Consider the following 21,920-nt stretch of genomic DNA (forward strand, 5'->3'; position numbering starts at 1 on the left):
TACCTGCGAGGCCGGGGACCTTCGGCAGCCGTGTTGCTCACCACCCAGCGGGCCCGCCGTCCGGGCCCGCGCCGTCGAGGAACGCGCGCACCGAAGCGGCGATACCCGCCGGGGCGAGTCCGTGCGCGGCCTCGTGCTCCGCGGCGGTGCCGTAGGAGCGGACCTCCGGTTCTCGGCGGACACCCAACCCGAGCAGCCGGTGCGGCACGTCGCTCAACGCCTCGCCGACCAGGTGGCTGGACGTCCCCCTCAGGTAGGGCTCGACCAGTACGACGGCGGGTGCGGACTCGAGCACCGCTCGGCGTAGTCCGGCCCGGTCGAACGGACGCGCGGTCGCCGTGTAGAGCACCGTGACGTCCGTCCCGGCGGTGGCCGCCAGTACCGGATCGAGCATCGGTCCGATGGCGACCACGACACCTCGCCCACCGGTCCGGACGACGTGGAGCCCGCCGGGCCGCGGTTCGGCATTGGTCCGGTCGGACAGCCGCAGGTAGACGGGACCGTCCCCGGCGAACGCGTCCGCGAGCATCCCGGGAACCTCCGCCGGGTGCCCCGGCACGTGCACGGTCCAACCGGGCAGCGTGTCCAGCAGCGCCACGTCACCCGGTGCCATGTGCGTCCGTCCGGCTCCGGGATAGTCGTAGGAAGCCCCGGTGCTGACCAGAACGGCACCCACACCCTGGTGGTTGAGGTCCAGCTTGATCTGTTCGAACGGGCGCTCCACCAGGAACGGCGTGATGGTGTGCACGACCGGCCGCATCCCGGCCAGCGCCAGTCCCCCGGCCACGCCCATCATGGCCTGCTCCCGGATGCCCACGTTGAGGATCCGGTCGGGGTGCCGCTCGGCCGTGTCGGCGAAGCGGTCGGAGGAGATGTCCGCGAGCACGACGGCCAACCGCTCGTCGGTGTCCAGTGCGGCGTCGACCGTTTCGACGAAGGTGTCGCGCATGGTGGCAGTGGAATCGGCGATCGTGGTCATTCCTTCACTCCTCGCGGTTCGACCGTGGCGACCACGGCGAGCGGCTGTTCCCGGCGGGTGTCGGTCAGTGCCCCGCGCAGGGCTTCGTGGTCGCGGCCGTCGACCACGTGGTGGACCCAGCCCTCGCGGCTGAACCGGTCCGCGATTCCGCCTGGCCATCCGTGGGTGGCCGACGCGTTGTCCACGATCACGGTGGTCAGGCGACCGAGCCGCAACCGCCCCGCGATCGCGATTGCCTCGTGGTTGCTGCCTTCGTCGAGTTCGGCATCGCCAACCAGGACGACGACCCGGGGCTCGGTGCGTCCTTGCGCGCGGAGTCCCAGCGTGGTGCCGACCGCGAGCGGCAGTCCGTGACCGAGGGAGCCGCTGGCGATCTCGACTCCCGGAGCCACCACTCGGTCGGGGTGCTGTCCCAGCCGGGAATCGAACCGGGACCACCGGTCGAGTTCGCCGGGGTCGAGGAAGCCCTTGGCCGCCAGGACCGCGTAGTAGGCCATCGGACCGTGTCCCTTGGAGAGCAGGAACCGGTCCCGTTCCGGGGAGGTCGCGTTGTCGGGCTCGATCGACAGCACCTGGTCGTAGAGCACCCAGAGCGCGTCGAGAGTCGAGTTGGCGGCCCAGGAGTGCTTCTCGTCGCCGGTCATCCTGCTGATCAGGCCGGGCAGCTCGTCGAATTCGACCCGTTGCTCGGGTGATCGCGTCGTCATCGTCATGTGCACGATCCTCAGACTTCGAGTTCACTTGAAGTCAAGGACTTTCCGGAATCCGCTGCGCCGCAACGATTCCCCGTTGCCGCGAGCACAGACCGGACGCAGCACGGGGCGCGGAGTGACGCGAGCATCCGACACGCGCCCGCCCACGAAAGTCTCCACATAACTAGAGGTCTTCGGCTATGCTCGCGACGTGCCGAAACTTCCAGAGTTGCTGACCATCGGTGACGTCTCCAGCCGCAGCGGTGTCGCTCGGACCGCACTTCGGTTCTACGAGCAGCGCGGCCTCATCACCTCCACCCGGACCGGCGGGAACCAGCGCCGATACCACCGCGCGATCCTGCGCAGGCTGGCGTTCATCCGCGCCGCGCAACGCGTCGGCCTGAGCCTGGAACAGATCTCCGAAGCACTCGCCACACTACCGACCGACCACGCACCGACCAAAGCCGACTGGACGCGGCTCTCGAAGGGCTGGCGGGATGAACTCGACGCGCGGATCGACGGGCTGCAACGCCTTCGGGACCGGCTCACCGGCTGCATCGGCTGCGGCTGCCTCTCCCTGCGGACCTGCACACTCAACAACGCCGACGATCAGATGGCCGAGTACGGGCCGGGCTCACCGATACTGACACCGGTATCCGACCGGCACTGAGCCACTGAGTCCGTAACCGGCTCACGCGCCGGTCGAGGCCCGACTCGCGCCCGACCCGCGCCCCGGCTCACCGGCTTCGCCTCCCCCGGCCGCGAGTTTCGCCCGACCGACTCAGCCGGTGACTGCTGTGGCGTGCGCGGCTTCCTTGTCCTCGAGCACGAAGTCCTGGCGCGCACCGTGGACGGTCAGGTGAACCTGCTCGACCGAAGGCCGGTGCCCACGCGTGGATACCACCACGGTCACGTGTCGCTCGGGCAGTTCGCGGACCGTGTAGCGGCCGTCGACCGCAGTGCGCACGTGCGCGAGCTGCCGGCCGGAGGCGTCGGTGATCGTGACCATCGCACCCTCGATCGCCGCACCCGCACGATCCGAGACCGTGCCCGCGAGCGCGTCGCGTTCATGGGTCGACTCCGGCGCGGTGAGCAGCGGGTCCGCGATCTCGGCGGCAGGCGCGAGGGCGGCGGGCTCCGATCCCTCGACCGCGGATTCCTCGACCGCGGATTCGGCCCCGCGCTTCCGGTGGGCGTCGATTCCGATCAGCACCGCGCCCAGCACCAGCCAGCCGAGCAGGACCGCCACCCCGTGAGCCGTCCCGGTCCCGTCGAAGTAGAGCAGCCCGCGCATCGCTTCGACGGCGTTGCCCATCGGCATGATCGGGTGCAACACCTGGAAGAACTCGGGCACCATCTCCTTCGGGATCGCGCCGCCGCTGGACGGGATGCTCAGCATCACGAACAGTCCCATCGCCACACCGGGAATGAACTGCTTGACCCAGGGCACCAGCCCGAAGGTCACCCAGGAGACCGCCTGGGTGAGCAGGAACCCGACGACCAGCACCCCCAGATGGTTGGTGATCACATCGAGCCCCAGAGCGACCAGGTAGGACGCCACGGAGGCGAACGCACCGACTCCGGCCAGCGCGGCCAGCTTGACCCGAGTGGTCAGCGTCGTCGCGCGAAGCAGCATCATCACCGCGATGTAGCCGACCAGGTTCATGGTGATGACCACGTAGAACAACCCGGTGCCCATCACGTCGCCGGTCGCTGTCGGCACCAGGTCCACGACGGTGGGCGGCGCGGGACCGTTCGGCGTCTGCCGGGTGAAGGCGGGCAGCAGGACCTGCTGGAGCGCCTTCCCGTTGGCACCTGCGGTGAACAGCTCCCGTGTCGTGGGGTCGTAGGCGGCGATGACCTCGCGATCACTGATCGCTTCGCGAGCCGCGCCGGGGGTGTCGACCGCGGTCACGTCGAACGAATCCGGCGCGCGCTCGTTCATCTTCTCGGTCGCGGTTGCGGCGGCTTGCTGCCCGACGATCGCGACCGGGACGTTGTGCGGCGCCGGCGCGTGGAAGGGCACGAGGTAGCAGACCAGGAAGCCGATCACGAAGAACACCGGGAACCACAGCGTCGAAGCCAGGGTTCGGAACACCGATGGTGGCGCCTCGGCGCCACCGGACGCGGCTGCTGACTGCTCCTTCTCGGACACCCGACTCCTCACACGATTCCCCGGTCTTCGGCGGGCCTCAGACTAGCAGAAGTGCAGTCAATGCAAAATTGCACAACTGCACCTTGGGTTAGAATCGGGCAGACCGCCCACGGCGGGCCGGCCGGGACTACCATTCCGACTCCACCGCACACGTCGAACGGATTGAGCAGTTGAGCACGACCCGCAAGAACAACACCGCCCCCGGCCTGCGTGAGCGCAAGAAGCGCGCGACCAGGAGAGCGCTGCAGGAAGCGGCCATCGATCTGTTCGGCGAGCGCGGCCCCGACTCGGTCACGATCGACGACATCTGCGCCGCCGCCGACGTCTCACCGCGCACCTTCTTCAACTACTTCGGCACGAAGGAGGAAGTGCTCGCGCCCTGGGACCCCGAGACCATCGAGGCGACACCGGAACTGATCGCGCGACGGCCCGATGCCGAGGACACCCTCAGTGCCGTGCGCGAGGTGCTCAGCGGCATGCTCGACGACGCGACGCAGAATTCCACCTGGCACGCGCGCAACGCGCTGCTCGGCGAGCACCCCGCCCTGCTGCACCGAGCCGTGGTCAGCACGCACGCGCTGGAGCGAGCGGTGCGCGAAGGCGTCGCCCTCCGGACGGGAGCGAGACCCGAGAACTTCCACCCCCGGCTCGTCGCCGCCACCTCGATGGCGACCCTGCGGGTCACGATGGAAACGGCGATGGAAACGGCGGAAACCACCGCCGTCCCCGTGCTCGAAGACGCGTTCGGCCGGCTCGCCGACGGCCTTCGGGACGACTGAACGGCGTTCACACCTCGGAATCCCACACGTAGGTCATCTCCGGGCGCCCCACGCCGCCGTACTGCGGTCGCCGCACCACGGTGCCGTGATCGACGAGGTACTCCAGATAGCGACGGGCGGTCACCCGGGACACCCCCGCCCGTTCCCCGACTTCGCCCGCCGAAGCGCCCTCCGGGCTGGCCCGCAACACCGAAACGATCGCGGCCAACGTCTCCTCCCCCATGCCTTTCGGCATCGAGCTCCGATCGACTTCCCGCAGCGACGAGAACGCGCGATCGATCTCGTGCTGGCCACTGGCCTCCCGATCGTGCCCGAGGCTCTCCCGGAAACGCGCGTAGTGCACCAGCTTCTCCCGCATCGCGGCGAAGGTGAAGGGTTTGAGCAGGTACTGCACGACGCCGCTGGCGACCGAGTCGCGGACGATCTTGAGGTCACGCGCCGAGGTCACCGCGATCACGTCGGCTCCGCTGCCCGCGTTGCGCAACGCGCGCGCCACCTGCAGGCCGTCCATGTCCGGCAGGCGCAGATCCAGCAGCACCAGGTCCACCGGAGTGGCCTCCAGCGACCGGAGCGCCTGCTGGCCGGTGTGCGCCCGGCCGACGACCTCGAAGCCCTCGATCCGGTTCACGCAGAGCTCGTGGGCCTCGCACGCGACCGGGTCGTCCTCGACCACCAACACCGAGATCATGATCGCTCCGCAGGCAGCCGGACGGTGAACACCGCACCACCCTCGTCGGTGACCTCCAGGTCACCTCCATACCGGCGCACGGCCTGCCCCACCAGGGCAAGGCCGAGACCGCGCCCTTCCTCCCGCGTCGACCAGCCGCGCTCGAACACCGACCGGTTCGCGGTCGGATCGATGCCGCGCCCGTTGTCGGCGATGCGGATCAGCAGCTCGTCCGGCGTGGAGCGCGCCGTCACCAGAACGCGGGGTCCGACCCCGTCCCGGGTCCCCTCCAGGGTGGCCTCCACCGCGTTGTCGATCAGATTGCCGACGATCGTGACGAGATCGCGCGCATCGATGTGCTCGAGGTCGTCTTCGCTCACCTCGGTGTCCTCGGTGAGGATCACCTCGACCCCCCGCTCGCCGGCTTCCGCGTTCTTGCCCAGCAGCACCGCCGCCAGCACCGGTTCGGCGACAGCACCGACCACCCGGTCGGTGAGCTGCTGTGCCAGGGCGAGCTCGGCGGTGGCGAATTCCACCGCCTGCTCGGTGCGTCCGAGCTCGATCAGCGAGACGATCGCGTGCAACCGGTTGGCCGACTCGTGCGCCTGGGAGCGCAACGACTCGGCGAAGCCCCGCATCGAGTTGAGCTCGCCGCTGAGGGCCTGCAGCTCGGTGTGGTCCCGCAGGGTCACGACGGTACCGAGGTCGCGCCCCGCGCTTCGTACCGCCGAGACGTTGACCAGCAGTACGCGGTCGTCGGTCAGGTGGACCGCGTCGCGGATCGGGCCCCGCGTGGCGAGCGTCCGGACCAGGGACTCCGGCAGTCCGAGCGCGGACACCGGCGACCCCTCCACACCGGCGGGATCGAGCGAGAGCAGCTCGGCCGCACCGTCGTTGCACATCGTCACCTGCCCGCTCGGCGAAACCAGCAGCAATCCTTCGCGCACCGCGTGCAGGATCGCGTCGTGGTACTCGTACATGCGGCTCAACTCGGCAGGCCGCAGGCCATGGGTGTGCCTGCGGAGCCGCGCACCGACGAGATAGGTCGCCACGGCGCCCACCAGGACGGCCGCGAGCGCGACGAGGGCGAGGGCGCTCACCTGCTCCCGCACCTCCGCACTGACCCGCTTCACAGTGATGCCCACGGCCACCATGCCGTGCACACCCCCCGTCCCGTCGAGCACCGGGACGACCGCCCGCACCGAAGGACCCAGCGTTCCCGTGTAGGTCTCGGTGAGCACGTGACCCGCCCGGGCGCGGTCGATGTGCCCGACGAAGGGGCGACCGATCCGCTCGGGGTCGGGATGGGTGTACCTGATGCCCTCCGGGTTCATGATCGTGATGAAGGCGACACCGGTGTCGGCGCGCACGGTCTCGGCCAACGGCTGCAGCGAACGCGAAGGGTTCGGGGAATCGAGTGCCGAGCGAACTCCGGGTTGGGCCGCCAGGGTGTGCGCGACGGCCACCACCTCGTCGATCGCGGCTTCCCGCGTGCGCCGTTGCGCCTCGTACCAGGCGAGTCCCGCACCTGCCAGCACGACGGCGGTCACGACGACGATCTGGAGGACGAAAAGCTGCCTGGCGAGGCTCCAGCCACGGGCGAGGCGACCGAACCAGTCACGCCCGCTGGATCGGCGCAACGTCTCCACGGTTACCTGCCTCGTGGCCCGCGCCGCGGTCTACGCCGCACGACCAGCGCGTTGTTCGACATGTCCGACAAGTTACTGCACGTCCAATGCCGCTTCCGGATGACGTTGCCTCCGCGTGAACTCAATGAACACAACGGTGACGCTCCCGGCACCTCGCCCTGATAGTTACCCGCGACAAACACCGTGACCTGAAACACGGTCGTCCGAGCGGTGCGGAACGAATGCTGCGGAAGGTTCCGCGCTCTTCCCGCCGAACAACGCAGGAGAACAACAGTGGCAAGCAACGATGCTGCGAACGGGTCGGCGAACCCGCCACGCCGCCGAGATCGGACACACTTCCTCTACATCGCCGTCATCCTGGCGGTTCTGGCCGGAATCGGAGTCGGTTTCGCCTTTCCCGACTTCGGTACCTCGCTCAAGCCCCTCGGATCCGGTTTCGTCGATCTGATCAAGATGATGATCTCGCCGGTCATCTTCTGCACCATCGTTCTCGGTGTGGGCAGCGTGCGACAGGCGGCACAGGTAGGCAAGGTCGGTGGCCTGGCACTCGGCTACTTCATGGTCATGTCGCTGGTCGCACTGGTGATCGGTCTGATGGTCGGCAACGTCCTGCACCCCGGTGAGGGCATGCAACTGACCGACGAACTGCGCGGTGCCGGCGCGCAGGAAGCCGGTTCGGGCGCCGAGGGAACCACCGAGTTCCTGTTGGGCATCATCCCCGAAACGCTGGTTTCCGCACTCACCGCCGGTGAGGTGCTGCAGACGCTGCTCGTCGCGCTGCTGGCCGGCTTCGCGCTGCAAGCGATGGGCGACAAGGGCAAGCCGATCCTGCGCGGCATCGAGCACATTCAGCGTCTCGTGTTCAAGATTCTCGCGATGGTGATGTGGGCGGCTCCGGTCGGCGCGTTCGGCGCGATCGCCGCCGTGGTCGGCGCCACCGGCGTGGAAGCCCTCAAGGGCCTCGCCGTGATCATGCTCGGCTTCTACGCGACCTGCGTTCTGTTCATCTTCGTGGTGCTGGCGCCGCTGCTGTGGGCCTTCGCCCGGGTGAACATCTTCTCGCTGCTGCGCTACCTCGGCCGCGAGTTCCTGCTCATCGTGTCCACGTCGTCCTCCGAGGCCGCGCTGCCCAGGCTGATCGCGAAGATGGAGCACCTCGGGGTGAGCAAGCCGGTCGTGGGCATCACCGTGCCGACGGGCTACTCGTTCAACCTCGACGGCACGGCGATCTACCTGACGATGGCCTCGCTGTTCATCGCTTCGGCGATGGGCGATCCGCTGACGGTGAGCGAGCAGATCTCGCTGCTGCTGTTCATGGTCATCGCGTCGAAGGGCGCCGCAGGCGTCAGTGGCGCCGGTCTGGCCACCCTGGCCGGGGGCCTGCAGTCGCACCGTCCGGAACTGCTCGACGGGGTCGGGCTGATCGTCGGCATCGACCGGTTCATGTCGGAGGCCCGTGCGCTGACGAACTTCGCGGGCAACGCAGTAGCCACGGTCATCATCGGCGCCTGGACCAAGCAGATCGACCGCGAGCAGCTCCAGCAGGTGTTCGCGGGCAACGAACCGTTCGACGAGCAGACGTTCCTCGACGAGGGCCACGGCGGCGAGCAGGCCGAACAGCAGGCCGAAACGCCTGCCGCGCAGGACGACTCGAGGGCCGAGAAGGTCCCGACGAGCTGACGCGGCGGCATGCGAAGGGCGGGTGCTTTCCGACGGAGCACCCGCCCTTCTTCTCGTTCCACCACCGACTCGCCCGCGCATGACCGCCAACCGGTCGACGCACCGAGTCATTGCGGAAACAAGCCCGCTCGGGGCCCTCCACCGATGTCGTCACCGTCCACAGTCCACTGCGAATACGCGCCTGCTGTTAATCCGCGCCTGCTGCGAATCCGCGTCTGCTGCCGATGAGGCAGGATGCCTACCGCTGCGCGCCGGAAGGCCGGGCGTGGCGTTCGGCGGAGTCGCCGCACGCCCGGAAATGGTACAAAACCGGCAGTACTGGGGACGCGTCGCAGGGGAGACGAACAATGATTCAGGTGATGATCGCCGAGGACATGCACATGATCCGAGGCGCCTTCGTCGCTCTCCTCGACCTCGAACCGGACATCAAGGTGGTGGCCGAGGTCGAAAACGGGGACGAGATCATGCCGGTGGCACGCGAGCACCTGCCGGACGTCGCAGTGCTCGACATCGACTTGCCGGGCAAGGACGGGCTCACGGCAGCAGGCGAGATCCACGAGCAGCTGCCCGCTGTTCGGACCCTCATCCTGACCGGCCTCGGCCGCCCCGGAACGTTGCGCCGCGCGCTGTCGGCCCGGGTCGGGGGCTTCATCCTCAAGGACGCTCCCTCCGCGGAACTGGCGGACACGATCCGTCGGGTCTCCTCCGGGGAGCGGGTGGTGGACAGCAAACTCGCCCTCGCCGCTTGGGACAGCCCGAGTTGTCCCCTGACCGCACGCGAGATCGAAGTTCTCCGCCTGGCCGCCGACGGCACCGACGCCAAGGAGATCGCGGGGAAGATGTTCCTCTCCCCCGGAACGGTGCGAAATTATCTGACGACGATCGCGAGCAAGCTCAACGCGCGAAACCGGGTCGACGCCATTCGAATCGCCAGCGAGGCGGACTGGCTCTGACCGCTCATGGCCGCACCCCCACGACGAAGTCCCCGACACCGACCTCCGCCGGCCAATCGAGTTCGAACGCGTCGACGGCGATATCGACATCGGCAGTGGCCACCGCACACGGAGCCAATCCCATCGCGGTCGTCACCAGGTAGAACGTCTGCTGCAGCACGCCGACGTGGGTCAGCGCCGTGGCATAGGCGATCCCGCTGTAGATCCATGACAGCCGCCGCATCCGCGCGGTCACGCTGACCAGCACGGAAGGGTGTCGCGGTGCTCCGGTGGCGATCCTGGCACCGTCGAGCAGTGCGGTCACGTGCGGTTCGGACGTGTTGATCAGGGTGAGCGCGTGCGCATGCGGTTCGTAGTGGTAGATACCGCGAGGGAGTCCGGGACAGTCGTCGAGCGTCAGGTAAAGCTCCAGCTCGTGTGCGCCACCGGTGCTCGGGTACGGCCGGTCGGTGGTCGCGTACGGCACGACATCGCGACCGGGCCCGTCCTCGACCGCCCGGACCCGCGCGGTCCGGTACAGCAGCTCGCCGAGCTGGTCCGCGGACAGCTGGCGAGATGCGAACCGGTGGAACGACCGCCGGTTCTCCACCGCCTCGGTCAGTGACAGGTCTCCAGCCGCCACCTCCGCCAACCGCGGTGTGTACAGCGGGAATCGTTCACCTGCGGGGGCCGGTTTCAGCGCCGGTGCCGGTGGGAGCTCGTCGATCACCGGGTAGACCGCGCCGACCGGACCGTCGTGGTGTCCGATCCTGCTGCGTGAGTGGAACAGCAGGTCGTGGTGCGACCACGACAACAAACCGGGGTCGGTGTCCTCACCGAACGCGGCCCCGCCCGGCGGCGCAGACCGTTCGCCGACGACGACCATGCCGGCTGCCACCAGGTACGACAGGACCTCGGCGACCAGCGATGGGGGTGTCCGAAGGGCGATGCCGATGTCTTCGACCGTTCGCGCGGTCGGCAAGGACATCGCGATCCGCGACGCCAACTCCCGGTGCAGGACCGCGCGGTAGTTCGTCAGGGCCGACTCCACCACCAGTTCCCCGCCGTCCGCCCGGATCGCGGCGAACCTCGAGAGCCGAACGACGTCCGACGTGTCGAGCGGTGTCAGCGCGAAGGACGCTTGCCGAGCGATCGGTACCGCCGACAACAGCGGACCGGTATCGGTGTCGAGCCGTAACGAGTGCACCACGCAACTGCTCAGTCGCGCGAGCACCCGTTCGAGGTGGGGATAACTCGGGTGCTCCTCTGGGCGATCGCACGAAAGCACGTTCGCCAACGAAACCGGCCCCAAGGTCATTCGGTACAACCAGTCGCGCACCCGCGGTTCGGGCCGAGGCAGCCGGATTTCGTCCCAGCGGGTGACGACGAGCAGTTCGCCGTCTTCGGAGCCGGATTCCACCAGCACGTCTTCCCGCAACGACCACAACCTGGTCCGGGGTGCGGAATCGAACTGCATCGGTGCTCCACAGCGGTCTTGGGCGGTTCGAGAGGAGGGCGGGCCGTGCCCGGCTCCTCACAAGAACAGTGGATACGGGTTGAGTGCTTCGTAGGCGGTCGGTTGGTCGACTCTGCCGAGCCGGACGGGAACGTCGTAGAGCCGTCCCGGCGCGAACCGCGCCCAGAACCCCCGCAGCCCGGGAACGATGACCTTCACCACCGGAAGTCCGATGTCCGGACGGGTCTGGTCGAGCACCAGCACTTCGAGGTTCTGCGCTTCGAGCCTCCCGCGGACGTCGCCGACGTCCGCCTGCAGATCGGTCGTCGGCGCGTGGTTGAAGTCCGCGGGAGTCCGCGCCGGCCGACTCGGGTCGGGCACCAGGTAGGGCTGGTTGGCACAGGTGGCCTCCCGCCACCAGCTCACGGCATCGGGGTCGTCCCAGCCGTAGTCGTCGTCGGCTTCGAGGTCGACGATCGCGGGCATCAGCTGATTGAGCTCGGTCAACGCGCGACAGAGCGCCACGTGCGGATCGAGGTGGGCGCCGAAGCCGAACATGATGTCCTCGTTCGGCTTGTCCGTGCGGCGGGACAACGCGGCCATCGTGGGAATGCCGAAGTCGGACGTCACGTCCAGCACCCACACCTCGCGCCGCGCGGCGGCGTGGACCTCCCGCAATTCCCCGATCCACGGATCCTGGAACGAATCGAGGTCCACGCCGGGAGCTCGGGTGCGGTTGTACCACCACAGCGCGACCGCGTCGCGCTCGACGAGTTCGAGCATGCCCTGCAGGGTGGCGTCCTCGACGCTGCTCCCCGCGGCGTTTCCGTTGGAATCGGCGTACACCCAGGGCCGCTGTTCAGGCGGGGAGTCGAAGTAGAGCATGCCGGTCGGCAGGAGCCGGTGCCGCTCCCGCGTCAGCGACCACACCGGGGTCCAGTTCAGCACGGCGCTCTCCTCGAACGGGTCGCTCACGTGCTGGAAGGCCGAGTGCCGTGCATTCCACGCCGCACGGCCGGAAAACTGGCGCGGATGGAACAACTGGCACGCGTCGGGATGAACGGCCGCGTCCCCCAAGGATTCGAAACTGCCCCGGAGGCGTTCCTCGTCCCCGTGGAAGTACCCGCTGTGCCGTTCGAGCGCTTCGCACAGCGCACTCACCTTCCCGTGGAGTGCGGTCGTCCCCTTGCCGCCGTTCTCCGCCCGCAAGGTCGAGCGCAGGTCTTCGAGACCGCGTGTCCCCCGCGCCAGGTTCGGGCCGGCCCGGAAGGAGTTGAAGAACGCCGGTCCACGCTGGTCCTGTCGGATCTCCTTGAGCACACCCGTGATGGGGCTGATCAGGTGCTGATAAGTGTCGAGTACTTCCTCCGGTGAGCGCGAGCGGTGTCCGCCACCCGTGCGGCACACCTTGGCCCGTGACTCGAGCCGCACGGGTCGCCGAACCTGCTCGCGCACGAGATTCGGATCTCCGCAGGATTCGCACTGCGGACGGGAGCGCACTTCGTGGCGGCGGCCCGACAGGTCAAGGCCGTCCAGGGTCCACACCGCCCGTTGCCCCGCGTATCGATGCCCGGCCAACCACTTGGCCGCCTCCAGCGCGACGAGGTGGCTGGCCGTCGCGCCCAGCGGGGCCGACGACGGGACCAGTCGTTCGGCTGGGCCCCGGCGTCCGAGGGCCGCCTGCACGTGGAACTCCCCTTGCCGATGTCCCCAGAGCCGGGTGGCCAGGCAGTGCCAGCACGCGTGCGTCGGCGGGGTGAACACGGGCCCGATCCACACCTGGGTGCCTGCCGGTTTGGCCAACAGCCACGGCCGACCCGCGTCCCGATGTGCCGCGTCGATCTCGGCCAATGCGGGAGAGAGGTAATCCGCGCACAGCACGACGGAAAAGTCGGCATCTCCGAGGGCGGGCGGCGCATCGCCGGAGCCGTCCTCGGCGGTGAGTCCGGCGGCCCGCAGGCCGGCAAGGGTCGCCGACCCGTCCAGGCCATCGATGGCGATCAGCTGAACCCTGGTTCGCGCGGTGCTGGTCAACGCCGAATTCGGATCAAGCCCCCCGGCCTCCCAAAAGGCGCGGATTCCGGCGTCGGTGCCGGGTTCGGCCGGCTCCCGCAACGTCACCAGGTCGGCTTCGACCAACCGTGCGAGCAGGTTCGCGGCCTGTTCGGCGGAAAGCCCGCCGGGCAGGTCACGACGGAGGGCCGCCAGGTCACGCGTGCCGTCGAGCAACGGAGCGAGCGCCTCGATGTGGGGCCCGGTGAGCGCGGTCACGCCGCGTTCGGAGAACAGGTACACGCCCGCACCGCTGACCACCTCGGCACGGAGGTGCTGCTTGAAGCCGACCACGCGCTTGTCCGCGGGAGCGACCCCGTTCCCCGTCACGCTGCGACCACCGTGGCGAGCGCTGGTGTCGACCAGCTGACGGAGGTAGGCGCGACGGCGGTGGATGCGGGATTGGTCCAGCCGTCGAGTTCGTCGATCACGAGGTCGGCCGCGGGCAGTTCGTAGGCGTTGATGTTCGGTTCGGCGAGCAGCGATGACACGATCTCGGTCACGTTCGCAGTCATCATGACTCCTTCTGCGTTCTCGAGTTCCGGCACTCCACCACCGGGATGGACACAATTCTGCTGACTCCGTTCCCCGAACTGCCAGTGCGACGTTCACCGGCGAAACGTGGATTTTTCATACCGCGTCACAGCACTTTTCATCATGCTTTCGTGGCGTGCTCACTGACCTCGGACCAGGAGTTTCTGTGATTATCGGCAGCACGTCGGGGCAGCCCGGCGGAGCGCCCGCCGCGGCCCGGAAGGCAGCGATGCCGAACCGAAAAAGGGTCCGGGAGCGCATTCACCGGAACAACCGTTGGGGGCTAGCGATGTTTTTTGGCGTACTCGGTCCACTCGAATTATCCGTGAACGGCGGCCCGGTTTCGGTCGGCAAGAATCGACAGCGCACCGTGCTGGCCCTGCTCGTCATGGACGTGGGCCGCACCGTGTCCGTGACGCGCTTGGTGGAGGCGGTTTGGAACGGTCGACCACCACGCACGGCGGCAGAGCAGATCCAGACCTGCGTCTGGCGACTGCGCCGCGCGTTCGCGCTGGCGGGCTTGGACGACGGACTGATCACGACCACCGCCTCGGGTTATGCGCTGCGAGTGGCCGAGGAACACGTCGACGTATGCCAATTCGAACGACTGACGCGGGAGGCCGAGAAGGCTGCCGACAACGGTGATCTCGCGGTGGCGGTGCCGGGATTCCGTGCCGCGTTGGCGCTGTTCCGCGGTCCGGTCCTCACGGAGATCGACTCGCCGCAGGTGCGAGCGGTTGCCGCCAAGTGGGAGGAACGTAAGCTCACCGTGCTCGAAACATGCATCGAGCTCGAACTGACCGCGGGCCGGAAACTGGAGCTCGTCGACGAACTGTCCGCGCTGGTCGACCAACATCCACTGCGGGAGCGCCTGCGCTGCCAGCTGATGACGGCGCTGCAAGGGTGCGACCGCCGGGCCGAGGCGCTGGCCGTCTACCAGGCGGGACGCACCGCGATGATCGACGAGCTCGGTCTGGAGCCCGGTGTGAATCTTCGCGAACTGCATCGGCAAGTGTTGGCGGGTGAGTCCCCGAAGCCGGAACGGACCACGAGCCCGCCGAACCGGGTCCCCGCGCAGTTGCCTGCCGACATCCCCGATTTCGTCGGCCGCGCGTCACTGACGACCGAGATCCTGCAACGGCTCGTTCGCGAGAACCGCGATGACGCGAGCGGCCTCCCGGCCAGCAGAGTGTGCGCGCTGCTCGGCAAGAGCGGCGCGGGCAAGACGACGCTGGCCATCCACCTCGCACATCTGACCCGGGACCGGTTCCCGGACGGTCAGCTCTATGCCGACCTCGGGGGCCGCCAGCCCGAACCGATGAAGGTCGATCAGGTGCTGAGCGGATTCCTGCGCGCACTGGGCTTGCCGGATGCCGCGATACCGTCCGATGTGGATGAACGCGCGGCCGTGTACCGCAGCCACCTGGCGGAGCGGCAGGTGCTCGTGGTGCTCGACGATGCTGCCGACACCGCACAGGCCCAGCCGCTCCTGCCCGCCGGCTCGGGGGCGGCCGTGCTCATCACCAGCCGCACGAACCTGACCGACCTGCCCGGTGGATATCCGATCGAGGTGGACGGGTTGTCCCAAGCGGAAGCCGTCGATCTTCTCACCCATATCGTCGGCCGGGAGCGAGCGGCGGCCGATCCGGCCGCCGTACGCGCGATCGTCCGGGCCGCGGGTGGATTGCCACTGCCCGTCCGCGCGGCGGGGGCCCGGCTGCTCGCCCACCCGCACCTGACTCCGGCTCACCTCGCCGAGCGGCTGCGCGAGCCGGAACGCAGACTTGATCTGCTTTCCCAGGGCAGCCTCGATCTGCGCTCGCGATTGCAAGCGAGCCTGCGGGGACTGTCCGAGGATGCTCGCACCCTGTGGTACGCGCTGGGACTGCTCCCGGACCCAAACTTCGACGTGTGGACCGTGATGGCGGTTCGCGGTGTGCCGATGCCGTGTGCGGAGGAACTGCTGGACGCGCTGGTGGATCACCGGCTGGTGGAGGTGGTCGGCGTGAGCAGCGAAGGCACCGTCCGGTACAGGCTGCACGAGCTCATCGGCTTGCACGCCCGCGAACGGGCGCTCGTCGAGCTCCCCGAGCGGGTGCGCGCCGACGTCCTCAGCCACCGAGCGGGTGATGCCGAACGCGAGACGAGCGTGTGGTCCCACATCTGAAGTACGCGCACCGACCGGTGCCATCAGGCCGCCGTCGAGTGGGAGAGATCCTGCTCGACGCGCAAGGGAGCCCGGACCCGCAGGCGGTAGTCGTTTTCCGTGCCCACCTCAGCGCTGATCCGGCCGCCGAGCTCGTGCACCCGGGCCGCGAGGTTGTCCAGTCCGGTCCCGCTGGATTCGGCCGGTGCTCCGGCGCTCGCGGCCACGCCGTCGTTGCGAATCTCGATGTGGACCTCGTCCTCGTCCTGGAACAGCGTGATCTCGCAGCGCTCGGCCTTGCTGTGCCGGAGTACGTTGGTGATTCCCTCGCGTAGCACCGTGGCCAGAACGGTGCTGACACGCACCGGCAGGTCCGAGTAGTCGACGTCCATCCGAACGTCCACGTCGGCAGCGGTGAGCACCGAATGCGCGGATCGGCACTCGTCATCGAGCGAGAGTTCCCGGTAGCCGCTGGCCACGGACCGCACGTCGACGAGGGTGCGCCTGGATATGTCGAGGATCTCCTGCAGTTCCGCCCGGGCCCGCGCGGGATGCTTGGTCACCAGGCGATGCGTGAGTTCGCTCTTGAGCGTGATCGCCGAGAGACTGTAGCCGAGCAGGTCGTGCAGGTCCCGGGCGATCCGGAGGCGTTCCTGCGCCACGGCCATCTGCGCCAGCTCGGTACGTGCCCGGTGCACCTCGTGGACCAGGTCCGAGAGCCGGGACAACCCGTACACGACGAGCCCGGTGATGACCGTCGAGACCGACGTGTAGGACATGTCGACGAGCGAACCGTTCAGCAGCAGCTGGGCGGCACCCATGCTCACCACGATCAGCACGAACGCGGTCCATCCCACCACCGGTGGCAGCACCAGCAGCACGCTGCCCGCGAGAAATCCCGGCATCCCCACCCATGCCTGTTTGAACTGCAGGATCGGGACGTACACCAGGCATGCTTGTACGACCAGCGCTACGACCGTCCACCGGTCACGGGGACCGCGCGAACGGGCGAAGTAGACCAACTGGAGCAGCAACAGAGCTGCCATGCAGCTGAACGACACGACGATTCCCACGGCGCCCACGGGCTGCATGAGAACGTGCAGGAACCCGACCAGACACACGGCGAAGAACACGGTCACGACCACGCCGCGAGCGATGCGCGGGGCCAGCGTCATGTCGGCGGATAATTCGGAGACGTCGGTATCCGGCGCCATACTCCCCTACCTGTCGAGATACTGCGAGGCACTCCGCGGCAGCCGGTGACGCACCGCAGAAACTCCGCCCATGGCTTCGTCCACAAATCTACCCGAACGACCAGGTGGGCAGTGCCTGAATCGCGACGCGGCAGCCGACCGAACACCCGACCGAATCCGGTCGAACATCCCCGTCGGAGGCATTGGTTGCAAAAGACATCTATTCGCACTGTTCAATGCTTTTCCCGCCGTGCCGGCGTACCCAGTGAAGACGCACTCCGCACGGACCATGAAATTTTCATGGTCGGCGCGGGATCAATTCATGCTGCCTTCGTTCCTGGCTCACTGCCGTGGAGCGGCCTACTTCTGTGAACATTGCCGTTGTCCGCCGGGATGTGCTCGCGAATAGACGGTCGGGAGTTTCGCCATCGGCCGGCTTCGAGAAGAGGTGAGCTGGTTTGCACGAATCGATGTCCATGCTATCGGCATCGGCCGATCCGAGGAGTCGGCCGGGTCCCGACACCGCGATGCCCCCGCCCGAACACGAGGTCTCTGCCGCCCTCCTTCGCCAGACCATGAGCAGGTTCGCCACCGGAGTCGTCGCGGTCACCGCGTTCGAACCCGACGGCGCCCCGATCGGTCTCGCGGTCAATTCGTTCACGTCGGTCTCACTCGATCCGCCACTGGTGGCGTTCTGCGTCGCGCACACCAGCAGCAGCTGGCCCCGAATCCGGACGGCCGGTCGGTTCTGCTTGAACGTCCTGGGGGACGGTCAACGTCACGTGGCCGCACAGCTGTCCGGCAAGCCCGACAAATTCCGCGGCCTGCGCTGGTCGCCGGTTCCCTCGGGGGCGCCCGTTCTCGTGGGCGCACTGGCGTGGCTGGAATGTTCCATCGACGCCGCGCACCCCGCGGGCGATCACGTCATCGTCGTTTCTCGCGTGCACCACGCCGAACCGGCCGACCACCGGTACCCGCTCGTCTTCTTCGACGGCGAGTACGGAACGTTCGGGCAACCGTGAATCGCGTCCCGACCACGCGCCCGCGGACCACCCGACACCGGTCGCCGGGTGGTCCGCGGCGTGGAGCTTTACCGAACTCCGCTGATCACCCCGTGCGGAGTCCACGTTTCGCCGGGAAGCCGCCGCACGTCGGAGAAACCCACTTCGGTGAGCCACTGCTCGTACTGGCCCCAGTGGTACAGCGTGCTGCTGGCTGCGGGGATGGTCGCGAAGTACAGGTTGTCCAACGCGGCGTAGAGCGGGCCGTCTCCGGTGGCGTTGGACATCGCGTTGAAGACCAGGACCCGGCCGCCGTCGTCGAGCGCGTCGTACGCCCTACGCAGCAGCGAAAGGTTCTCCTCCGGCGACCAGATGACCAGCTGATTCGCGAACAGCACGCAGTCGTACCCGCTCGGGTAGTCATCGGCGAAGATGTCTCCGGAGGTCACGGTGATCCGGTCGGACAAACCGCGGTCGGCGATCTTGCTCTCCGCGATGGCGACCGCCCCGGGCAAGTCGAGCACGGTGAACTCGACGCCGGGATTGGCCTCGGCCAGCGCGATGGCGTTCACGCCGTCGCCGCCACCGACGTCCAGGACCCGGCGGACCCCGGTCAGGTCCACCTTGTCCAGCAGGATCGGGTTGGACAACCGCGACCAGGACCGCATGCACCGGTAGAACAGCTGCTCCAGGTGCGGCGTGCCCGCCAACCGGTGGTACAGGTCGTCCCCCGCACCTTCGAACCGGTCGAGGCCGACGTTGGTGTTGGCGCGCAGCGACTCGACGAAGTCGGCTTGGGGCTCGTAGACGATACGGCCTTCGAAGGCGACCATATCGGCGATGATCTCCCAGGAGTTGTCCCGGAAGGACTCGTCGATCAGTTCGGCGTTTCGGTAGCGGCCGTTCTCCAGCGTCGTCAACCGCAGCGCGGTGGTGGCCAACAGGAGGATCCCGGCAGGCCGCTCCTGCAGTCCGAGTTCAGCGCTGATCTCTTCGGCGGTCAGCGCGGGCTCGCGATGCAACAGGTCGAACAGGCCGAGCTCGCAGCCGGCGTTGAGCGCCTGGAAGGCCGCGGCCCCGAACAGAGTTCCGACGAGATCTTCCCGGGTCAGCGGGTTGCGCACACCGAGCGGAACCTCGGTGGGCTCGGCGGGGTGCTGGGTGCGGGCGGGCGAGGGCTTGGCGGTCGTCACGACGTTTCCTCCTTGCGGCTGCTGCGCTCGACGGCAGCGGTCGGCACACCGGTCCGTCCAGTTGCGACAGACTTGATTCCGTTACACCGCAGTACATTTCCACTTCGCGCTCTCGGCGGCCTCTCACGAGCGAGCCGACGAACGGGATGGCGGAACGGCCGTCTACTCCCCCTACCGCTGCTGGGCGCTCCACTACTGGTCGCGCGGTTTCGGGGCGAGCTCCGCCGCGCAGGACCCCGCCGCGGGCTCCCAGTCGTTGGCCGCGATGACGTGTTCCAGGTCGTCGGCGATCCGGCGCAGTTCGGACGGGTCGAGGTGCTCATCGAACAGGTCGGCCACCGCACGCTCGAACACGGCCTCGGCGACGTTCAGCACCGCGCGCCCATCAGGAGTGAGTTCGGCCCAGGCCGCCCTGCGGTCGGTGGGAGACAGCACTCTGGCGACCCAACCGTGTTGGTCTTCGAGTTTGCCGACGAGCCGGGTGACACCGCTCTTGGAGAACATCAGGTCGCGCGCCAGGTCTCCCATCCGGGCGCTACCCCCGTGGCCGTCGAGCACCGCCAGGAGTTCGTGCTCAGCGAGCGAGACGCCCGCCTCCGATCGCAGAACTTCGTCAATCCGCCTGTTGAACAGGGCGTTGGCGCGAAACATCGCCGCGTACGCGGCGAGCTGGTCCACGGTGCGTTCACCATGCTCAGCAGTCATCCACACAGAGTACATCGCAACTGTTGACATGTGAACTGTCTGCTGGATACGTTCTGTGGTCAAGCGATCACAGAAAAGCAATGTCCGAAACGAACAACCATTGAGGTGTGACATGAGTGCTCGGATCGCGGTCGTCTACTACTCGGCGACCGGGAACGTCCACGCCATCGCCGAGGCCGTCGCCGAAGGAGCCGCAGACGCCGGTGCCGAGGTCCGGCTGCGGCGCACCCCCGAAATCGCCCCCAAGGAAGCGATCGACGGCAACCCAGAGTGGCGTGCCCACCTCGACGCCACCGCGGACGTCGAGACCGCCAAGCTGGACGATCTGGTCTGGGCCGACGGGTACGCCTTCGGCACACCCACCCGCTTCGGCAACGTCGCCTCGCAGCTCAAGCAGTTCATCGACACCGCGGGCGGCATTTGGGAAGCCGGCGAACTGGTCGACAAGGTGGCGACCGGCTTCACCAGCAGCTACGAACTTCACGGCGGTCAGGAATCCACGCTGCTGTCGCTGTACAACGTGATGTACCACTGGGGTTCCATGATCCTGCCGACCGGCTACGCCGACTACGACATCATCCACGAAGCCGGTGGCAACCCGTACGGTCTCAGCAGCCCCTCCGGTCAGGGCGAGCCCAGCAAGGACCTCCTGAAGGCCGCGAAGTTCCAGGGCGGCCGACTCGCGAAGGTCTCAGCAGCCGTCGCACCGCTGCGCGCGACAGCCTGATCACGCGCGGAAACGCGGGAGAACACCGGCACGGGCGAACCGTGCCGGTGTTCTCTTCTCCCACATCGCAGCACCGCGTGCGAACCCGACACCGCCACCGGCCCAGCGCACTACCCACCGGCCCAGCGCACGACCCGCCAGCTCACCGCACCGTCGCGGCCGTCACGTGCTCGCCGAGCGCGCCACGCCGCCCCCGCGCTTCGAGCGCCCCCAGGAGCAGCGCCACCAACAAGCCGGTGAACGCCAAGCCCGCCCCGAGCCAAGCCGGTGCCGCGTACCCGAACCCCGCGGTGATCACGAGCCCGCCCGCGTAAGCACCGACGGCGATTCCGGAGTTGCTGGCGGAACCGCCGGCCGCCCCGGCGAACGGGGACTCACCCCCGGCCAACCCGATCAGGCGGGACATGAAAGCCGGGACGACCGCGAACCCCGCGGCACCGATGAGCACGAGGAGCACCACCGCGGGAACCACGAACGGCGCCAGCAGGGCGAAGCCCACCAGGAAGACGGTCAACAGGGCCAGGGCACCGTAGAAGGTCGGCAGCACCGCACGGTCGGCACACCAGCCGCCGATCAGGTTCCCGGCGACCAGGCCGAGTCCGAAGAGCGCCAACACCAGCGTGATCCCGTTCGAGGCAATCCCCGTCACCTCGGTCAGCAGGGGCGCGACGTAGCTGAACGTCGAGAACACCGCCCCCATGGCGAACATGCAGATCGCCAGCGTCAACCACACCCGGAGACCGCCGAACACGGCCAGCTCGCGCCGCACACCGGTGGCCACCGGTGGCGGCTGCGCGGGAACCAGCGCCGCCAACCCGGCGAAGCTGAGCACCGCGACCCCGGTGATCAACCAGAACGTGACTCGCCAGCCCAAGTTCTGGCCGATCAGCGTGCCCAGCGGGGATCCCACCACGTTGGCCACCGTAATGCCGGTGAAGACCATCGCGATCGCGCGGGACCTCTTGGTCGGTGCGACCAGGTTCGCCGCCACCACCGACCCGATTCCCAGGAAGGACGCCTGCCCGAACGCGGCCAGCACCCGGCCGATCATGAGGATCCAGTAGCCCGGCGCGAGCGCGCACACGAGGTTGCCCGCGACGAACAGGGCGACCGACAGCAGCAACAGTGTCTTGCGGGGAACCCGCGAACCGCCGACGGTACACAGTGGACCACCGACCACGATCGCCAGCGCATAGCCCGAGATCAGCACTCCCGCTGCGGGAATGGAGATCATCAGGTCTGCGGCCACCTCGGGCAGCAACCCCGTGATCACGAATTCAGCGGTGCCCATGACGAACGCACTCAGCGCCATCGCCAGTAACGCGACGGACATCGACTCTCCTCTGGTGTTCTGCCCACCACCGACCTCGGCGGCACGTG

19 protein-coding genes are annotated in these 21,920 nt (G+C 68.1%); 7 read left to right on the forward strand and 12 right to left on the reverse strand.

The window, feature by feature from the left end:
• Positions 1 to 37 precede the first annotated feature (37 nt).
• Positions 38 to 979: a transketolase family protein gene (locus ACYVAN_RS00175; protein ID WP_460954235.1), complete on the reverse strand. Its 942-nt coding sequence runs from the start codon at positions 977 to 979 to the stop codon at positions 38 to 40.
• Entirely contained in the window at positions 976 to 1,692 is a 717-nt protein-coding gene (locus ACYVAN_RS00180) for a thiamine pyrophosphate-dependent enzyme (RefSeq protein WP_460954237.1), read from the reverse strand. The genes ACYVAN_RS00175 and ACYVAN_RS00180 overlap by 4 nt, the downstream gene beginning before the upstream one ends.
• A gap of 190 nt (positions 1,693 to 1,882) precedes the next feature.
• Between ACYVAN_RS00180 and soxR the strand changes: the two genes are divergently transcribed.
• A complete protein-coding gene (gene soxR, locus ACYVAN_RS00185; RefSeq protein ID WP_460954239.1) occupies positions 1,883 to 2,341 on the forward strand; it encodes a redox-sensitive transcriptional activator SoxR in 459 nt (152 codons plus the stop codon).
• A gap of 111 nt (positions 2,342 to 2,452) precedes the next feature.
• On the opposite strand, the gene ACYVAN_RS00190 is transcribed toward soxR, so the two are convergent.
• The gene (locus ACYVAN_RS00190) at positions 2,453 to 3,826 is read right to left on the reverse strand and encodes a carboxypeptidase regulatory-like domain-containing protein (RefSeq protein WP_460954241.1); all 1,374 of its coding nucleotides are present in this window, start codon (positions 3,824 to 3,826) and stop codon (positions 2,453 to 2,455) included.
• A gap of 170 nt (positions 3,827 to 3,996) precedes the next feature.
• Between ACYVAN_RS00190 and ACYVAN_RS00195 the strand changes: the two genes are divergently transcribed.
• Positions 3,997 to 4,605 carry a TetR/AcrR family transcriptional regulator gene (locus ACYVAN_RS00195; protein ID WP_460954243.1) on the forward strand — a complete coding sequence of 203 codons (609 nt, stop codon included), beginning with the start codon at positions 3,997 to 3,999 and terminating at the stop codon, positions 4,603 to 4,605.
• Positions 4,606 to 4,612: 7 nt separating this feature from the next.
• On the opposite strand, the gene ACYVAN_RS00200 is transcribed toward ACYVAN_RS00195, so the two are convergent.
• Both ACYVAN_RS00200 and ACYVAN_RS00205 read right to left on the reverse strand, forming a co-directional pair.
• The gene (locus ACYVAN_RS00200) at positions 4,613 to 5,293 is read right to left on the reverse strand and encodes a response regulator (protein WP_460954245.1); all 681 of its coding nucleotides are present in this window, start codon (positions 5,291 to 5,293) and stop codon (positions 4,613 to 4,615) included.
• Positions 5,290 to 6,921: a sensor histidine kinase gene (locus ACYVAN_RS00205; protein WP_460954247.1), complete on the reverse strand. Its 1,632-nt coding sequence runs from the start codon at positions 6,919 to 6,921 to the stop codon at positions 5,290 to 5,292. The genes ACYVAN_RS00200 and ACYVAN_RS00205 overlap by 4 nt, the downstream gene beginning before the upstream one ends.
• A gap of 273 nt (positions 6,922 to 7,194) precedes the next feature.
• Here ACYVAN_RS00205 and ACYVAN_RS00210 point away from each other — a divergent pair, with 273 nt between their 5' ends.
• Entirely contained in the window at positions 7,195 to 8,601 is a 1,407-nt protein-coding gene (locus tag ACYVAN_RS00210; RefSeq protein ID WP_460954250.1) for a cation:dicarboxylate symporter family transporter, read from the forward strand.
• A gap of 347 nt (positions 8,602 to 8,948) precedes the next feature.
• Positions 8,949 to 9,554 carry a response regulator transcription factor gene (locus ACYVAN_RS00215; RefSeq protein ID WP_460954252.1) on the forward strand — a complete coding sequence of 202 codons (606 nt, stop codon included), beginning with the start codon at positions 8,949 to 8,951 and terminating at the stop codon, positions 9,552 to 9,554.
• 4 nt (positions 9,555 to 9,558) lie between these two features.
• On the opposite strand, the gene ACYVAN_RS00220 is transcribed toward ACYVAN_RS00215, so the two are convergent.
• Genes ACYVAN_RS00220 through ACYVAN_RS00230 form a run of 3 tightly spaced genes read right to left on the reverse strand, consistent with a single transcriptional unit; the run spans position 9,559 to position 13,556 of the window.
• Entirely contained in the window at positions 9,559 to 11,010 is a 1,452-nt protein-coding gene (locus tag ACYVAN_RS00220; RefSeq protein ID WP_460954254.1) for a SagB family peptide dehydrogenase, read from the reverse strand.
• Between the two features lie 57 nt (positions 11,011 to 11,067).
• Positions 11,068 to 13,371 (reverse strand): TOMM precursor leader peptide-binding protein, encoded by a 2,304-nt coding sequence (locus tag ACYVAN_RS00225; RefSeq protein ID WP_460954256.1) that lies wholly within the window; start codon positions 13,369 to 13,371, stop codon positions 11,068 to 11,070.
• On the reverse strand, positions 13,368 to 13,556 hold the full coding sequence (locus ACYVAN_RS00230) for a hypothetical protein (protein ID WP_460954258.1): 189 nt from the start codon (positions 13,554 to 13,556) through the stop codon (positions 13,368 to 13,370). The genes ACYVAN_RS00225 and ACYVAN_RS00230 overlap by 4 nt, the downstream gene beginning before the upstream one ends.
• A gap of 344 nt (positions 13,557 to 13,900) precedes the next feature.
• Here ACYVAN_RS00230 and ACYVAN_RS00235 point away from each other — a divergent pair, with 344 nt between their 5' ends.
• Positions 13,901 to 15,742, forward strand: a complete 1,842-nt coding sequence (locus ACYVAN_RS00235; protein ID WP_460954260.1) for an AfsR/SARP family transcriptional regulator — start codon at positions 13,901 to 13,903, stop codon at positions 15,740 to 15,742.
• 23 nt (positions 15,743 to 15,765) lie between these two features.
• Here the strand turns inward: ACYVAN_RS00235 and ACYVAN_RS00240 are convergent, their stop codons facing one another.
• Positions 15,766 to 16,935: a sensor histidine kinase gene (locus ACYVAN_RS00240; RefSeq protein WP_460954262.1), complete on the reverse strand. Its 1,170-nt coding sequence runs from the start codon at positions 16,933 to 16,935 to the stop codon at positions 15,766 to 15,768.
• Positions 16,936 to 17,372: 437 nt separating this feature from the next.
• Here ACYVAN_RS00240 and ACYVAN_RS00245 point away from each other — a divergent pair, with 437 nt between their 5' ends.
• The gene (locus tag ACYVAN_RS00245; RefSeq protein ID WP_460954264.1) at positions 17,373 to 17,936 is read left to right on the forward strand and encodes a flavin reductase family protein; all 564 of its coding nucleotides are present in this window, start codon (positions 17,373 to 17,375) and stop codon (positions 17,934 to 17,936) included.
• Between the two features lie 68 nt (positions 17,937 to 18,004).
• On the opposite strand, the gene ACYVAN_RS00250 is transcribed toward ACYVAN_RS00245, so the two are convergent.
• Both ACYVAN_RS00250 and ACYVAN_RS00255 read right to left on the reverse strand, forming a co-directional pair.
• The gene (locus ACYVAN_RS00250; RefSeq protein ID WP_460954266.1) at positions 18,005 to 19,108 is read right to left on the reverse strand and encodes a methyltransferase; all 1,104 of its coding nucleotides are present in this window, start codon (positions 19,106 to 19,108) and stop codon (positions 18,005 to 18,007) included.
• 192 nt (positions 19,109 to 19,300) lie between these two features.
• Complete coding sequence (locus tag ACYVAN_RS00255) at positions 19,301 to 19,813, reverse strand: MarR family winged helix-turn-helix transcriptional regulator (RefSeq protein WP_460954268.1); 513 nt, start codon at positions 19,811 to 19,813, stop codon at positions 19,301 to 19,303.
• Positions 19,814 to 19,925: 112 nt separating this feature from the next.
• On the opposite strand from ACYVAN_RS00255, the gene wrbA reads away from it, so the two are divergent.
• Positions 19,926 to 20,540, forward strand: a complete 615-nt coding sequence (wrbA, locus tag ACYVAN_RS00260) for an NAD(P)H:quinone oxidoreductase (protein ID WP_460954270.1) — start codon at positions 19,926 to 19,928, stop codon at positions 20,538 to 20,540.
• A 142-nt stretch (positions 20,541 to 20,682) separates the two neighbouring features.
• Here the strand turns inward: wrbA and ACYVAN_RS00265 are convergent, their stop codons facing one another.
• The gene (locus ACYVAN_RS00265) at positions 20,683 to 21,873 is read right to left on the reverse strand and encodes an MFS transporter (protein ID WP_460954272.1); all 1,191 of its coding nucleotides are present in this window, start codon (positions 21,871 to 21,873) and stop codon (positions 20,683 to 20,685) included.
• Between the last annotated feature and the right edge of the window lie 47 nt (positions 21,874 to 21,920).

This window comes from Parasphingorhabdus pacifica, from assembly GCF_054779195.1.

Bases quoted from the DNA above. Each gene is read 5' to 3' on its own strand.
- ACYVAN_RS00175 (WP_460954235.1), bottom strand. From the start codon at position 979: ATGACCACGATCGCCGATTCCACTGCCACCATGCGCGACACCTTCGTC.
- ACYVAN_RS00180 (WP_460954237.1), bottom strand. From the start codon at position 1,692: ATGACGATGACGACGCGATCACCCGAGCAACGGGTCGAATTCGACGAG.
- ACYVAN_RS00200 (WP_460954245.1), bottom strand. From the start codon at position 5,293: ATGATCTCGGTGTTGGTGGTCGAGGACGACCCGGTCGCGTGCGAGGCC.
- ACYVAN_RS00215 (WP_460954252.1), top strand. From the start codon at position 8,949: ATGATTCAGGTGATGATCGCCGAGGACATGCACATGATCCGAGGCGCC.
- ACYVAN_RS00220 (WP_460954254.1), bottom strand. From the start codon at position 11,010: ATGCAGTTCGATTCCGCACCCCGGACCAGGTTGTGGTCGTTGCGGGAA.
- ACYVAN_RS00230 (WP_460954258.1), bottom strand. From the start codon at position 13,556: ATGACTGCGAACGTGACCGAGATCGTGTCATCGCTGCTCGCCGAACCG.
- ACYVAN_RS00240 (WP_460954262.1), bottom strand. From the start codon at position 16,935: ATGGCGCCGGATACCGACGTCTCCGAATTATCCGCCGACATGACGCTG.
- ACYVAN_RS00255 (WP_460954268.1), bottom strand. From the start codon at position 19,813: ATGACTGCTGAGCATGGTGAACGCACCGTGGACCAGCTCGCCGCGTAC.
- wrbA (WP_460954270.1), top strand. From the start codon at position 19,926: ATGAGTGCTCGGATCGCGGTCGTCTACTACTCGGCGACCGGGAACGTC.
- ACYVAN_RS00265 (WP_460954272.1), bottom strand. From the start codon at position 21,873: ATGTCCGTCGCGTTACTGGCGATGGCGCTGAGTGCGTTCGTCATGGGC.